Here is a 14,759-nt window from a genome sequence, read left to right as displayed (position 1 = left end):
TTATAGCAAGCCTAGGCCCAGCGCACCCACCCCACCCGGCCGGTGACGGGGTGCCTCAAGGCCAGGCGCACCCCATAGGCGTAGCTCCCGGGACGGGGAGGACGGTAGGCCAGGCCGTAGCCGTCCCCCTCCGGCGCCAAGGGCACCACCCAGAAGGCCCCATCCCCCCGGCGCACCACGAGCTCCACCCCCAAAAAGGGCCTTAAGGCCTCGGGCACCTCCCCCTTCACCCAGGCCCGCACCCGCATGGGGGTGCCGTTCAGGGTGAGGTCCCCCGGCACCTCCACCTCGAGGCCCAAGGCGAAGAAGGCGGGGAGGGCTTCGTGGAAGGCCTTAAGGGCTTCCGCCTCTAGGGCGGCGCGCTCGGACCAAGCCTTCCCGGTTTGGTAAAGCGCTGCGTACTCCGCCACCATGCGGGCGGCGCTGAAGCGGGGTCCCACGGTGCGCAGGCTCTCGTGGACCATGGAAAGCCAGCCAGAGGAGTACCCTTCGGACCCCACGGCGTAGAAGAGGGGGAGGACCTCGGACTCCAGGACGTCGTAAAGGGCCTGGGCGTCCGCCATGTCCTGGGCCTCCTCGTTCTCGTAGGTGCGTTCGTCCCCGATGGCGAAGCCGTTCTTGCCGTTATAGGCCTCGGCCCACCAGCCGTCCAGCACGCTCAGGTTAAGGGCCCCGTTCAAAGCGGCCTTCATGCCGCTCGTCCCGGAGGCCTCCATGGGGCGCCGGGGGGTGTTGAGCCAGACGTCCGAGCCGTGGACCAGGACGCGGGCCAGGTACATATCGTAGTCCTCCAGGACCACCATGCGGTCCTCGAGGCCGAGCTCCCGGATCTTGGCCACCAGCTCCTGCAGGTACGCCTTTCCCGGCTCGTCCTTGGGGTGGGCTTTGCCGGCGAAGACAAACTGGACCGGGTAGGGCCCCCGCACGATCTTAAGAAGCCTTTCTGGGTCCTTGAAGAGGAGGACCGCCCGCTTGTAGGTGGCGAAGCGGCGGGCGAAGCCAATGGTGAGGGCTTCCGTGTCCAAGGCCCTTTCCGCCTCGCGCAGGCGGCTTGGGCTTTCCCCGTTGCGGCGGCGCTGCTCGTAAAGCCGCCTACGCACCTCCCGCACCAGGTCGCCCCGGAGCTCTTGGTGGATGCGCCAAAACTCCTCCCCCAACCCCTCCACCTTCCAGGTGGCGGGGTCCTCCGGGCGCTTGAGCCACTCGGGGCCGAAGACCTCGGCGTAGTGGCGGCGGAGGCGGGGGTGGAGGAAGGTCCAGGTGTGCACGCCGTTGGTCACATGGCCGATGGGCACCTCCTCGGGCAGGAGCTCGGGCCAGAGGTGGTGGAACATCCGGCGGGAAACCTCCCCATGGAGGCGGGAGACCCCGTTGGCCTGGGCGCTGGTGGAAAGGGCCAGCTTGGACATGGAGAAGACCTTCCCCCAAGGCTTCTCCTCGAGGCCCAAGGCCAAAAGCGCCTCCCACCCCACCCCAAGCCCCGCAAAGAAGCCCCCCAGGTAACGCTCCACCAGGTCCAGGGGAAAGGCGTCGTGGCCGGCGGGCACGGGGGTATGGGTGGTGAAAAGGGCCCCGGCCCGGACCCTCTCCAAGGCCACGGGGAAAGGATGCCCCTCCGAAAGGAGCTCCCGAAGCCTTTCCAGTCCCAGAAAAGCGGAGTGGCCCTCGTTCATGTGGAAGACCTGGGGCGAAAGGCCCAAGGCGCGCAATAGCCTCACTCCCCCAATCCCCAGGACCATCTCCTGCAAAAGGCGCATCTCCAAGCCCGGGGCATAGAGCCTGGCGGTGATGGCCCGGTCCTCGGGGGCGTTTTCCGGCAGGTTGGCGGTGAGGAGGTAGACGGGCACCGCCCCCACCTGGACCCGGTAAGCCCCAAGGAGAAGCCTCCTTCCCGGCAGATCCAGGCCCACCCTTAGGGGCCGCCCCTCGGGGTCCTGCACGGGAAGGAGGGGAAGGGCTTCGGGGTGCAAGGGCTCGTACACCTCCACCTGGGCCCCTTCGGGGGAAAGGCGCTGGTGAAAGTACCCCTCGTGGTAGAAGATCCCCACCCCCAAGAGGTCCAGGCCCTGGTCGCTGGCCGCCTTGATGTGGTCCCCGGCCAAGACCCCAAGCCCCCCGGAGTAGATGGGCAAGGAGCTATGGAAGCCGTACTCGGCGGAGAAATAGGCCACGCTGGGGCCCCGTTTGGCCCGCCTTTCCTCCAGGTAGCGGCGCAGGGCGCCCACCACCGCCTCCACCCGGGCGGGGTAGCTGGTGCCGGAGAGGGCCTCGAGGCGGGCCGGGTCCACCTCCAAGAGGAGCTTCACCGGGTTACCCCGGAAGCGCTTCCAGAGCAAAGGATCTATTTCTTGGAATAGCTCCGCCGCCTCCGGATTCCAGCTCCACCAAAGGTTATACGCAAGCTCCCGCAAGCCCTGTAGGGGCCCCGGGAGCACGGGCATGGCGGTGATATGGCCTAGGGTCCTCACGGGGGGAGATTATACCCAAACTAACGGAGCCTTTGCCAAAGTTCCGGGCTAAAGAGGAGGACCACGGGCAGAATCTCTATGCGTCCGGCCCACATCTGGAAGACCAGGACCAGTTTAGACAGCGGGGTAAGCTCCGCATACGAACCCATGGGCCCCACGGGACCAAGCCCTGGGCCGATGTTGCCGATGGCTTGGGCGCTGGCGGTGAAGGCCACCACGAAGTCGCCTTCCAAAAGGGCCAAAGCCAAGGTTCCCAGACCGAAGAGCACGGTGTAGAGGAAAACGAAAACGGCCACCTGCCGAAGGGCCTCCTCCGGCACTACCCGCGCGCCCAAGCGGAGGGGCAAGACCGCTTTTGGGTGCAGGGTACGGGTAACCTCCCGGCGCAAAAGCCCAAAAAGGAGGAGCCAGCGCACCACCTTGATGCCCCCCGCTCCCGAGCCGGCGCTTCCGCCAATGAACATCAAGAAGACCAAGAGAGCCTGGGCGGGAACCACCCACTGAGCGAAGTCCACGCTGGCGAAACCCGTGGTGGTGAGGATAGATACCACCTGGAAAAAAGCGTGGCGGAGGCTCGCCTCCAGCCCGTACATGTGGTGGGTGTAGAGGTATAGGGCGAGAAGGGTCCCGAAGAGGAACACGACACCCACATAGGCGCGGAACTCGGCGTCCCGAAGAAGAGGCTTCACTTCCCGGCCAAAGAAAAGCCGGTACTGCAAAAGGAAGTTGACCCCCGCCAAAAACATGAAAAGGGTACCCAGCCACTGGGCCAAAGGGGTATAGGCGGCGAAGCTTTGGGGGTTCGGGCTAAATCCCCCGGCGGGAATGGTGGTGAGGGCGTTGGCCAAGGCCTCGTAAAGGGGAATACCCGCCCCCAGGTAGGCGAGGAAGGCAAACCCCGTGAGAAGCAGGTACACCCTGAGCACCGCCATGGCCGTGTGCCGAAGCCTCGGGGTCAGGCGGTCCTTCTCTACCCCCGTGCTCTCGGCGAAAAAGGCCTGGCGCCCCGCCACCTGGAGCTGGGGGAAGATCACCAAGAAAAGCACCACGATACCGATGCCCCCCATCCACTGGGTAAGGGCGCGCCAGAGGAAAAGGCTTTGCCCGAACTGGCGGAAATCGGCGAGGACCGTGGCCCCGGTGGTGGTGAAGCCGGAAACCGACTCAAAGAGGGCGTCCAGGTAGCCAAGCCCCCCGGAAACCCAGTAAGGCACAGCCCCCAAGGCGGGCACCAGGATCCAAAGGAGGGCCACGCTGGCAAAGACCTCGGCCCTGCGGGGCTGGGCCTGGGGATGGCCCATGGCCTGAAGGGCTCTACCCAGAAGCATCCCCAGAAGCGCCCCAAGGGCGAAACCCCGGGCATCCTCCTCCAAGAGCAAAGCCAGAAGGGCGAACAGGAAAAGGAGGGCCCCCATCCCCTGGTAGGTGAGCCCGAGGAGGTAAAGGCTTGAGCGGAAGCCCGGCCTAGCGGGCGATGCGAGCCACGGTTTCATCCGCCACCTCCCGGGCCGCCACCAAGAAGAGCCGATCCCCAGGGAGGGCCGACAGGTCCTCCCGGTAAAGCATCACCCGGTGATCCCGTTCCAACGCCACGGGAACCACCTGGGGCTCGGCCAGGGCCTTAAGGGGTCTCGGGCGGAAGTCTCCAGGAAGCTCCACCTCCAGAAGCTCTATGTTCTCGTCCATGGTGGAAACATGCTCCACGTTCTCCGGTCCCAGGAAGTCCAATACCCCCCGCACCGCCGCCTGGCGGGGCGTGAGGGGGAGGTCAATCCCCACCTGTTCAAAGAGCCTGCGGGTTTCCGAGCGGGAAACCCGGGTGATGACCTTGCCCACCCCTAGTTGCTTGGCGAGGAGGGAGGCGAGGAGGTTTTTCTCGTCGTTGTCCGTAACCGCCACCACGGCGTCCGCCTCCTGCATCCCCTCCGCCTCCAAAAGCTCCAGGTCCGTGCCGTCCCCCTGGATGACGAGCGCCCCGGGAAGCTCTTGGGAAAGCCACTCGCACCGCTCCCGGTTGGGCTCAACGATAACTACCTCCAGCCGCCTGCGCAAAAGCTCCTGGGCCACCATAAACCCCACGTTCCCCCCGCCCAGGATCATGACCCGACGCACGCCCCGGCCCGTGGCGAAGCAGGCCTCCAGCTCAGGGAAGGCCCTCAGGGTGGTGACGAAGAGGAGCTTGTCCCCAGGCTCCAGCACGAGCTCGGGAAAATCCGGATGAGCGAAGCTAAGGAAGGCCCCGTCCCGCACCACCCCCACCACCAAGACCCCTTCGGGCCAGGCTTCCTCGGTCAGGAGGCGGTGGACGTAAGGCCCACCTTCCTTCACCCGGTACTCCACGAAGCGAAGCCTCCCCCCCGCCAGGAACTCCGTGTCCACCGCCCCGGGGACCAGGATCACCTCCACGATCTCCCGGGCCATGGCCCTTTGCGGCCAAAGCACCTTGTCAATGCGGGTTCCAAGGATTTCCGCCGTGCGGGGATCGGCCAAAACCTCCACGTACCCCCCTTTGCCCACGAAGCAAAGGGTTTCCTTGGCCCCAAGGCCCTTGGCTAGGAGGGAGGCGAGGAGGTTCACCTCGTCGGAATCCGTGCTGGCGATGAAGAGATCCGCCCGGTCCACCCCGGCCTCCCTGAGGGTGTCGGGGTCCGTGGCCCCGCCCACCACCACCTTCACGTCCAGGTGGGCCAGGCGCTCCTTGGCCTGGGGGTTCCGGTCAATGACCACCACCTCGTGGGCCTTCTCCAGGGTACGGGCAAGCTCCCCGCCCACCTCCCCGCCCCCAGCGATGACGATGTACATACCGCCCCTATGCTAAACCTGGACCCCGTAAAGGTCGTAGGTGTCGGCCCGGGTCACCCTGGCCTGGATCCACTCCCCCACCCGCGCCGTACCGTCCGTTTCCACGTAGATCACCCCGTCAATGCCGGGGGAGTCGCGGTAGGTGCGGCCCACGGCAAGGCCTGGCTCGGGAAGCTCGTCCACCAGGACCTCAAGCGTCTTCCCCACGAAGCGCTGGTTTTTCCGCAGGCTCACCTTGGCCTGGAGGTCCATAAGCCTCGCCTTCCGCTCCTCCTTTACCTCCTCGGGCACGTGGCCGTCCAGGGCGTTGGCCTCCGCCCCCTCCACCGGGGAGTAGGTGAAGACCCCTACCCGGTCCAGCTCCGCCTCCTCCAGGAAGTCCAGGAGGACCTGGAAGTCCTCCTCCGTCTCCCCGGGAAAGCCCACGATGAAGGTGGAGCGGAGGGCGAGGTCCGGCACCACCTCCCGCCAGGCCTTAAGGGTCTTGAGGTGGCTTTGGTACCCCCCTGGCCGGCGCATGCGGCGCAGGATGCGCTCGGAGGCGTGTTGCAAGGGCACGTCCAAGTAAGGGAGGACCTTTCCCTCGGCCATGAGGGGAAGGAGGTCTTTTACGTGGGGGTAAGGGTAGACGTAGTGGAGCCTTATCCAGGCCCCAAGCTCCGCCATGTGGGCGAGGAGGTCCTTAAGCTCCGCCCGCACCAGGCGGTCACCCCAGAAGCTCGCCCGGTGGCCCAGGTCCACCCCGTAGGCGGAAAGGTCCTGGGCGACGAGGAGGAGTTCCTTGGTGCCCGTGGCCACGAGCCTCGCCGCCTCGGCCAGGACCTCGGCGGCGTCCCGGGAGCGGAGCCTCCCCCGGAGCTTGGGGATGATGCAGAAGCTACAGCGGTGGTCGCACCCCTCGGAAAGCTTCAGGTAGGCGTAGTGTTTGGGCGTAAGCTTCACCTGGGGCGGCACCAGGTCCAAGAAGGGGTCCCGGGGAGGGGGCAGGACCTTCTCCACCGCCTCCAAAACCTCCTCCACCTCCCCTGGCCCCGTGACCGCTAAAACTTCCGGGTGGCGCTCGCGGATCACCTCCGGCCGCGCCCCCAGGCACCCCGTCACGATGACCCGACCGTTTTCCTTTAGCGCCTCCCCGATGGCCTCGAGGCTCTCCTCCACCGCAGGGGTGATGAAGCCGCAGGTGTTCACGATGACCACCTCGGCCTCCTCGTAGGTTGGGCTCGTCTCGTAGCCTAAGGCTTTGAGCCGGGAGAGGATCTGCTCGGAATCCACCAAAGCCTTGGGGCAACCCAGGCTCACGAAGCCGATCTTTGCCATAGCGCTCCTTGGGGCCAAGCCCCAACAAGGTTGCAGTATAGCGAAAACCCGAGGCCCCCGCCTAGGGGAAGCTCCGGGTCAGGGGCTTTCCCGGCTCCCCCAAAAGCCCCAGGTCCTTTCCGTCCAAAAAGACCCGCACCCCCCCGGGGTTCCCCGCCCGCACCTCCACGGGGAGGTCAAAGCTAAGCTCCGTGCCCACCTCGGGGATGCCCTCGTAAAGCCGCTTCTCCCCCTGGGTCACCCGAAGCCAGCTCCTGCCCTCTAGCTTGAGCACGAGCTTCCCCGCCTGCGCCGAAGGAGCCGGGGCGGGAGCGGGCGCCTGGGGAAGGGGCGAAAGCCGCAGGTTCAGGGAAAGGTCCCGGTCCAGGAGGATCTCCTCCTCCCACGGGACGTAGCCGGGAAGCTCCACCCGCAAAACCCGCCTTCCCTCCTCCAAGGGCGGGGTCACCAGGGGGGTCTGGCCCAGGTAAAAGCCGTCCAGGTACACCCGGGCCCCGGGGGGCTCGCTCGCCACCCGGAGGGCGTGGCGAAGGGGCTCAGGGGGCTTCGGGGGTTCGGGTAAGGCCACCACCTGGGTGGGGGCGGGCCTCAGGAGGAGGTAGGCTCCATAGCCCAATGCCCCAAGGACCAAAAGGAGAAGGAGCCAAAGGGACCAAGGCCGCCCCCTTTTCCGGGGAGGAGGGGGCTCGGGGGAGGGGACCACGGGGTAAAGGGCCAGGAGGGGCTCGGGGTCCAGGCCCAAAAGCCGGGCGTACCGCCTGAGGTAGCCGCGGACCAAGGCGGGTTCGGGAAGCGCCTCAAAGCGGCAGGCCTCGAGGGCCTCCAACACCCCCACCTTTAGGGAAAGCCTCTCGGCCGCCTCCTTTAGGCTTAGGCCCTTCTCCTCCCGCGCCCGCCTAAGCCTTTCCCCCAGCTCGCACACAAGCCTATTCTAGCCCCGCAAGGGCCCGGGCCACCTGGGCCGCCAAGCGGGCGTTTTCCAAGAGGAGGCGCCGGTTCACCCGGTCCGTTTCCCCGTGGGAAAGCTCGGAAAGCCGCCGGAGGAGGTAGGGGGTGAGGGCCTTGCCGTAGACCCCTTCCCTAGCCGCTTGGTGGCTCGCCTCCTCCACCCACGCCGCCACCCGCTCATAGGGGATCCCCTCGGAAACGGGGTTCATCAGCAAAACCGCCCCCAGGCCGAGCTCCTTAGCCTCTCGGTACACCTGGGCCGCCTCCAGGGGGCTTTCCACCCGGGCGGGCACGGGGTAGGGGGAAACGGGCGAGAAGAAGGCGGGCAGGCGGTCCGTGCGGTAGCCCACCACGCTCACCCCCAGGGTTTCCAGCCGCTCCAAGGTGGCCCTCAGGTCCAGGATGGCCTTGGGCCCGGAGGCCACCACCAGGATGGGGGTGCGGGCCAGGGCCACGAGGTCGGCGCTCTCGTCGTGGGGCTCGGGGTGCACCCCGCCGATGCCCCCCGTGGCGAAGACCTCTATCCCGTGGCGGTGGGCCAGGTGGACCGTGGCCGCCACCGTGGTGCCGGCGCTCTTCCCCTTGGCGAGGAGGGCCGCCAGGTTCCAAAGGCTCGCCTTCTCCGCCCCGCCTTGGGCGAGGCGCTCCATCTCATCCCTGCTTAGGCCCACCCGCACCGCCCCGTCCAGCAGGGCGATGGTGCGCGGGCTTGCCCCCTCTTCCCGCACCGCCTCCTCCAATCCCAAGGCCACCTCCAGGTTCAAGGGATAGGGCAGGCCGTGGGTGAGAACGGCAGATTCCAAGGCCACCAAGGCTTCCCGCATGGGGCCACTATACCTCGGGCCAGACCAGGACCTCTTCCCCCACCTTGAGCCCGTGGAAGAGGAGGAGTTCGGGAGCAAGCCTTAGCTCCACCCCAAGCCCTTCCGCTCCCTCCACGGGCAAAACCGCCTCCTTCGCCCCCTTGACCCGCACGCGGGTAAAGCCCCCGTAGTGGGCCCGCCAGGCCTTGAGGAGGAGGGCATCCACCTGGGCGCCCCGCTTTCCCAGGGTTACCTGGAGCCGGGCGGTGCGGGGTACCCGGGGCGAAACCTCCACCAGGCGCAGCCGGGCCAGGTGGCCGAGGCGCTTCAGCACCTCCTCCAGGGGCCTAGAGGGCCCCACGAGGTCCAAGGGGCTCTTGCCCTGGCCCAGGTCCTCGAGGAGGGCGAGCTCCACCGGGTCCAAGGTGGCCCCCACCGCCCCGAGCCGAGTGGAGGGGCGGACCAGGTCAAAGGGACCCACCTCCACCCTTTCGTCCAGGGTGCGGATGGCCTTGAGGAGGTAGGCCTCCAAGGGCCCCGAAAGGGTGGTGAGGGGGGCCCTGCCCCCCAGGTGGAAGCGGAAACGCCCTTCCTTTAGGGCGAGGACCTCCAAAAGGGCCTCCCGGCCCACCCGGCCCAGGAAGGCGGCGTGCACGGGGCGGCCCCGCTCCAGGTAGACCTCCCCCACCCCGCCCGGGGTTTCCACCTGGAAAAGCCCCGTCCTGCCCCCCTGGGCCAGGAGTTGCAGGAGGTCAATGGGGCCTAAGAGGCGGAAATCGCCTTCCATAGTGCCCCCAGGTAGCCCCGGCCAAAGAAGTGCACGTGGGCGAGGAGGTAGTACACCTGGTACCGGGGCAGGGCTCTGGCCACCGCCTCGGGTACCGGGTAAAGGGCCTCATAGGCCCGCCAGAAGGCGGGAGGGAAGCCCCCGAAAAGCCGCATCATGGCCAGGTCCACCCCCCTCTCCCCCACGAAGAAGGAGGGGTCCAGGAGGGCCGGCCCCCCTTGGGCGAAGTGGACGTTCCCGTGCCAGAGGTCCCCGTGGAGGGGAGCCGGGCCCTCCGTGGGGAGGGGTTCCCGGAAAAGGGCCTCCACCTTGGGCCCAAGCCCCTCTAGGCGCTCCCAGGTGGCCTTTAGAAGGGGCTCCACGCACCGCAGGAAGAAGAACTCCATCCACTCCCCCCCTCGGCGCCCGGGAAGGGGAAAGGTGCCGAGAAAGCCGGGCTCGGCCCAGTACACCGCCTCCTTCTGCCGGTGCAAGCGGGCGAGCATGGCGGCAAGCCCCTCCCAGTCCTCCTTCCCCGGGGCCAGGTACGCCAGCACCAGGCCCTCCTCCGCCACGTGGAGCACCCGGGGCACCCTCACCCCCCTTTTCCCGAGCTCGGCCAGTCCTTTGGCCTCGGCGGGGAAAAGGCCCGGCGGGGGGTCTTCCGCCACCTTCACCACGTAGGGCCCCACCCGCCACACCCGGGCCATATCCCCCCCGTGGAGGGGAAGGAGGGGGCCTTCCGCCTCAAGCCCCGCCCGCCGGAGAAGCGCCCTTGGGTCCATGGACCTCCAGGAAGGCCCTACAGGCGGCCTCCACCGTCCAGTAGACCTCGAGGCAGTCCTGGTAGTCCCCGTGGTAGGGGTCTTTCACCTCGCCCCCGCCCAGGTAGTCCAGGAGGAGCCGCACCTTGCCCCGGGCCTCGGGGAAGCGCCTTAGGACCTCGGCCAGGTTCTCTCGGTCCATGACCAGGATGTGGTCGTAGTAGAGGGCGTCCTCCCGGGTCATGGCCCGGGCCACGTGGGGGAAGTAGGCCCCTTCCGCCTCCAAGACCCGCCGGGCCCTGGGGTCCATGGGCTCTCCCGCGTGCCAAGCCCCGGTGCCGGCGGAGTCCACCTCAAAGTGGGCCTCGAGGCCCCGCTCCCTTAGGAGCTTGCGGAAAGCCCCTTCCGCCAATGGGCTTCGGCAGATGTTGCCCAAGCAGACAAAGAGCACGCGCGTGGGGCGCTCCATACCCTCCATCATAGGGCCCCTAGTAGGGCACCTCCGCCCCCACCTCCGTGCCCTTCCCCGGGGCCGAGGCCACCCAGAAACGCCCTCCCCGGGCCTCCACCCGCTCCCGCATCTGGGTGAGGCCAAAGCCTCCCAAGCCCTGGGCCTCGGGGTTTTGGAAACCTTGGCCGTTGTCCCGCACGACAAGCCTCGCCCCCCTTTCCCCCAAGGGCTCCAAGACCACCTCCACCCGGGTGGGCCTGGCGTGCTTGGCGGCGTTGGTGAGGGCCTCCTGGAGGACGCGGAAGAGCACAAGCTCGCTCGCCTGGGATAGCCCCACGGCCTCGGGCAAGGAAAGGTTTACCCGGAACCCCGCCTGCTCGGCGAAGGCCTGGGCGTAGCGGCGCACGGACTCCAGGAAGCCGTAGCGCTCCAGGTCAATGGGCCTGAGGGCGAAGATGCTCCGGCGCACCTCCCGGATCTGGCTCCGCAAGGTGTCCTTCACCTCGGAAAGCGCCTTTAGGGCGGCCTCCCGGTCCTTGTCCAAAAGCCTTTCCGCCAGGTCCAGCTTCAGGGCCATGAAGGCCAGGCTTTGCGCCAGGCCGTCGTGGATCTCCCGGGCGATCCGGGTGCGCTCCTCGTTGATGGCGAGCTCCTCGGCCCTCAGGTAGGCCTGGGCGTTCCGCACCGCCAGGGCCACCTGGGAGGCCAGGAAGGAAAGGAAGGGGATGCGCCGGGAAAGGCCTTTCCCCTTGAGCACCAAGACCCCCACGGGCTCCCTGGCCTTCAGGGGTAGGGCCAGGGTCTCGGGGGCCACGAACACCGGACCCTCCAAGGCCCCCTTCCAAGCCCCCTCGGGGAGGAAGGGATGGGCGGGGAGGGCTAGGTTGCGCACCACCCGGGGGAGCAAGAACCCCTCCTCGTCCAGAAGAAGCACCCCGCCCCCCTCCGCCTCCGCCCAGTCCTGGATGCGCTCCAAGAGGTTCTCCAGAAGCCGGTCCAGGTTGGCCTCCGCCTTCAGGGCCTGGTCCACCTCAAAGAGGGTGAGGAGGTCACGGCTTCGCGCCACCACCGCCTGCAAGGCCCCGCCCACCTCGTGGGCCAACACCTCCAGGAAGGCCCGCTCCGGGGTGGGGGGACAGGCCTCCAGGTACCCCCTGAGGCCGGGAAGCTCCACCCTCACCCCCCCACACTCCTCCCCCGCCCGCACGCCCTCCACCTCCAGGGCCAGGGGGTAGCCCAGGGTTTCCTGGAGGGCCCGGGCCACGCGGTGGACAGCCTCCTCCAGGTTCTCGCTCTCCAGGGCCTCCCGGAAGACCCGCCCCGCCGCCAAAAGCCTGCGGTTGGCCTCCTCCAAAGCCCTTTCCGCCCGGAGCTTCTCCAAGACCTCCTGGGCGATCCACTCCAAGACGGCGTAGGTGACCAAAGGCCCCACCAGGCCGTAAAAGCCCAGGCGGAGCCAAAGGAGGGCATCCACGTGCCGGTAGGGGAAAAGGGCCAGCTCAAAGACCACCACCACCAAGGCGATGAGGGGCGGCAAGAGGCGTTGGGCTAAGCGGACGAGGCGGTAGAGGCTTTGGCTAGCCATCCTTCTTCCCCATGGCGTAACGGCTTTGGTGGAGTAGCCCCCTTAAGAGCTGCACCTCCCCCGGGGAAAGCCGGGCCTTATGCAGGATGCGGCGCAGGCGGCGCATGGCGTAGGGGTGGCGGTGGGGGTCGGTGAAGCCGATCTCCAGGATGTACCGCCCGAGATCGGCGAAGAGGGCCTCCAGGGCCTCCGTGGGGGCGAGCGTTTCCTTTTCGCCCGCTTCCCACCCTATCGCCCCCTTGTAGAGCTCATAGGCGAAGACCACCACCGCCTGGGCCAGGTTCAAGGAGGGTTGCTCGGGGGCGGTGGGGATGGTGCCGATCAGGTGGGCCAGGTCCAACTCCTCGTTGGTGAGGCCGAAGGTTTCCCGGCCGAAGACCAAGGCCACCTCCCCCTCCACGGCGAGGGCGTGGCGCGGCACCTCCCAGGCGGGCACCACGGGGGCGGGGTATAGCTCCCTGGGCCGGCCCGTGGTGGCCACCACGAAGTGGGTGCCCTCGAGGGCCTCCAAAAGGTTTTCCGTCACCACGGCCCCGTCCAAAATCCCCTCGGCGTGCACCGCAAGCCAGTAGGCCTCCCGGGCCCAGGGCGGCCCCACCCGGGGATGGGGGTTCACCACGTAAAGCCGGGAAAGGCCGAAGTTGCGCATGGCCCGGGCTACAGCCCCCACGTTCATGGGCTCCTGCGGCTCCACCAAGACGATGCGGATATGGCTCAGGTCAGGGCGAGGTTCCATGGGACTCCTCCAAGGGTGGGGTGGGCGGGGCCTCCGGTGGCGTCTGGCCCTGGGGTTCAGAGGGGAGCACGGGGGCGGTCTCGGAAGGGGGTTCTGCCGGGGGAAGGGGCACCTTGCCCTGGGGAAACCACATGGCTACCCCCTCCGGCGAGGGCAGGCCCGAAACCAGGTCCACCCGGGCCTCCACGAGCCCGGAAGGCGGGGGAAAGTCGCCCCCCGGGCGGCCCCTTAGGGCCTCCGCCACGAAGGCCCGCCAGATGGGCGGGTTGACCACGGAGCTAGAGGGCTCCCGCCCCCCCATGCGCAGGGGCTTGTTGTCGTCCCGGCCCACCCAGACCACGGCGGAAAGCCCCCGGGTCACCCCTGCGAACCAGAGGTCGCGGGCCTCGTTGGTGGTGCCCGTCTTACCCCCCACCACCCGGCCCGGGATGCGGGCCCCCTTGGCCAGGCCCTTCTCCCCCAGGTCGTACACGTAGCCCTTCAGGAGGTCCCACCCTTGGTAGGCGGCCTCAGGGCTAAAGAGCCTCCGGCGCTCAGGGGTAGCCTGGTAGAGGAGCCTTCCCTGGGCGTCCTCCACCCTCAGGACGTAAAGGGGCGTGACCCGGTAGCCCCCGTTGGCGAAGGCGGCGTAGGCGGCGGCCAGGTCCACGGGGGTGATGGAGGCCCCGCCGATGGCGATGGCCAAGGTGGGGTAGCGCACGGCAAACCCCGCCTCGGAAAGCTTCCGCGCCACCTTCTCCACGCCGATGGCGTTGGCGGTGTAGATGGCGGGGAGGTTGAGGGAGAGGTCCAGGGCGTAGCGCACGGTGATCTCCCGGTTGAGGAAGGTCCCCGAGAAGTTCTTGGGCCGCCACACCCCCCCAGGCTGGCTGGGGTCGGGAAACTCCAGGGGACGGTCGGGCACCAAGCTGGCCTGGGTAAAGCCCTCCTCAAAGGCGGTGGCGTAGACGAAGGGCTTGACGGCGCTTCCCGGGTTCCGCAGGGCCCGGGTGGCCCGGTTGTACTCGTCCCCCTCCCGCCTAACCCCCCCCACCAGGGCCAGGACCTCCCCTGTTTCCGGGTCCAAGCCCACGATGGCGAGGTCCGCCCCCTCGGGCAGGCGGGCCTCCGCAGCCGCCCGTTCCGCCGCCCGCTGCATGGCGGGGTCCAGGGTGGTGTAGACCTTAAGCCCCCCTTCCCCATAGACCTTCTCCCGGCCGAAGCGGGCCTCGAGGAAGCGCCGCACCTCCAAGACGAAGTGGGGGGCCATGCGGAAGTCCAGTTGGCGCACGAGCCGGGCCTCGGGGTCCACGAGCTCGGCCTCCAGCAGGTTCCCCTCGCCATCGTACCGGGCCCGCCACCCCTTGGGCACCAGGGGTTCCCGCCAGGCGGCCTCGGCCACCTCCGGGCTCACCCACCCCTCGGCCACCATCTGGTCCAGGAGAAGGCGCATGCGCTGGCGCACCCCGGAAAGGTCAGCATAGCGGGCGTTAGGGGCGGGGATGAGCGAGGCCAGGTAAAGCCCCTCCGCCAGGGTCAAGGCGGCCGGGTCCTTGCCAAAGTAGGCCTCCGCCGCCCCCTTGATCCCCACGGCGTTGCCGCCCCAGGGGATCACGTTCAGGTACATTTCCAAGATTTCTTCCTTGGTGTAGCGCCGCTCCAGCTCCAAGGCCAAGGCCCACTCCTTGAACTTGCGCTCCAGGGAACGGGCCTGGGCCAGCTCCTTGAGGAGGGTGTTCTTGATGACCTGGGTGGTGATGGTGCTTCCCCCTTGCAGGTCCCCTTGGAGGATGGCCCAAAGGGCGCCCACCATGCGTACGAAGTCCACCCCGTAGTGCTGGAAAAAGCGGCGGTCCTCGGAAAAAACGACGGCCGCCACCGCCGCCGGGGAAACTTCCTCGAGGCGCACCAGGCTCCGGTGGATGGCCCGTCCCTCCTCCACGCTGGCGATCTGGGCGATGGGCGTGCCATCCCGGGCGTAAAGGACCGAGGTGGCGGTGAGGCGTAGGCGCTCAAACTGGGACAGGTCGGGCAGATGGCGGGTGTACCCATAGGCGAGATAGCCCAAGGCCAGGGCAGCCCCGACCAAGAGCCCCAAGAACGTCACGGCAAGAAGTCGGAACACCCGCACGCCCACCAG

The 14,759-nt window shown here is 68.0% G+C and carries 12 protein-coding genes; all 12 read right to left on the bottom strand.

Annotation, left to right across the window (positions count from 1 at the left end; translation table 11 throughout):
* Window positions 1-11: 11 nt before the first annotated feature.
* The 12 genes from glgP to L0C60_RS08535 all read right to left on the bottom strand — a co-directional run bounded on the left by glgP (window position 12) and on the right by L0C60_RS08535 (window position 14,756).
* Window positions 12-2,468, bottom strand: a complete 2,457-nt coding sequence (gene glgP, locus L0C60_RS08590) for an alpha-glucan family phosphorylase (protein WP_234507580.1) — start codon at window positions 2,466-2,468, stop codon at window positions 12-14.
* A 20-nt stretch (window positions 2,469-2,488) separates the two neighbouring features.
* The gene (locus tag L0C60_RS08585) at window positions 2,489-3,961 is read right to left on the bottom strand and encodes a TrkH family potassium uptake protein (protein WP_243092674.1); all 1,473 of its coding nucleotides are present in this window, start codon (window positions 3,959-3,961) and stop codon (window positions 2,489-2,491) included.
* On the bottom strand, window positions 3,933-5,270 hold the full coding sequence (gene trkA, locus L0C60_RS08580; RefSeq protein WP_243092673.1) for a Trk system potassium transporter TrkA: 1,338 nt from the start codon (window positions 5,268-5,270) through the stop codon (window positions 3,933-3,935). The genes L0C60_RS08585 and trkA overlap by 29 nt, the downstream gene beginning before the upstream one ends.
* A gap of 12 nt (window positions 5,271-5,282) precedes the next feature.
* Entirely contained in the window at window positions 5,283-6,587 is a 1,305-nt protein-coding gene (gene rimO / locus L0C60_RS08575) for a 30S ribosomal protein S12 methylthiotransferase RimO (RefSeq protein WP_234507575.1), read from the bottom strand.
* Between the two features lie 61 nt (window positions 6,588-6,648).
* A complete protein-coding gene (locus tag L0C60_RS08570; RefSeq protein ID WP_234507573.1) occupies window positions 6,649-7,509 on the bottom strand; it encodes a RodZ domain-containing protein in 861 nt (286 codons plus the stop codon).
* 4 nt (window positions 7,510-7,513) lie between these two features.
* Complete coding sequence (locus L0C60_RS08565; RefSeq protein WP_234507571.1) at window positions 7,514-8,359, bottom strand: pseudouridine-5'-phosphate glycosidase; 846 nt, start codon at window positions 8,357-8,359, stop codon at window positions 7,514-7,516.
* A gap of 7 nt (window positions 8,360-8,366) precedes the next feature.
* Window positions 8,367-9,125, bottom strand: a complete 759-nt coding sequence (locus L0C60_RS08560) for a DUF4388 domain-containing protein (protein WP_234507569.1) — start codon at window positions 9,123-9,125, stop codon at window positions 8,367-8,369.
* Entirely contained in the window at window positions 9,101-9,889 is a 789-nt protein-coding gene (locus tag L0C60_RS08555; RefSeq protein WP_234507567.1) for a fructosamine kinase family protein, read from the bottom strand. Before L0C60_RS08555 ends, L0C60_RS08560 begins: the two co-directional genes overlap by 25 nt.
* The gene (locus L0C60_RS08550; RefSeq protein ID WP_418952991.1) at window positions 9,852-10,337 is read right to left on the bottom strand and encodes a low molecular weight protein-tyrosine-phosphatase; all 486 of its coding nucleotides are present in this window, start codon (window positions 10,335-10,337) and stop codon (window positions 9,852-9,854) included. The genes L0C60_RS08555 and L0C60_RS08550 overlap by 38 nt, the downstream gene beginning before the upstream one ends.
* Window positions 10,338-10,356: 19 nt before the next feature.
* Window positions 10,357-11,904: a sensor histidine kinase gene (locus tag L0C60_RS08545; RefSeq protein WP_234507565.1), complete on the bottom strand. Its 1,548-nt coding sequence runs from the start codon at window positions 11,902-11,904 to the stop codon at window positions 10,357-10,359.
* Window positions 11,897-12,640: an RNA methyltransferase gene (locus tag L0C60_RS08540; RefSeq protein WP_234507563.1), complete on the bottom strand. Its 744-nt coding sequence runs from the start codon at window positions 12,638-12,640 to the stop codon at window positions 11,897-11,899. The genes L0C60_RS08545 and L0C60_RS08540 overlap by 8 nt, the downstream gene beginning before the upstream one ends.
* Window positions 12,624-14,756 (bottom strand): transglycosylase domain-containing protein, encoded by a 2,133-nt coding sequence (locus L0C60_RS08535; RefSeq protein ID WP_234507793.1) that lies wholly within the window; start codon window positions 14,754-14,756, stop codon window positions 12,624-12,626. Before L0C60_RS08535 ends, L0C60_RS08540 begins: the two co-directional genes overlap by 17 nt.
* Window positions 14,757-14,759 lie beyond the last annotated feature (3 nt).

Source organism: Thermus hydrothermalis (genome assembly GCF_022760925.1).
In the GTDB taxonomy this organism is placed as follows: domain Bacteria; phylum Deinococcota; class Deinococci; order Deinococcales; family Thermaceae; genus Thermus; species Thermus hydrothermalis.
This window is presented reverse-complemented; position numbering and strand designations above follow the sequence as displayed.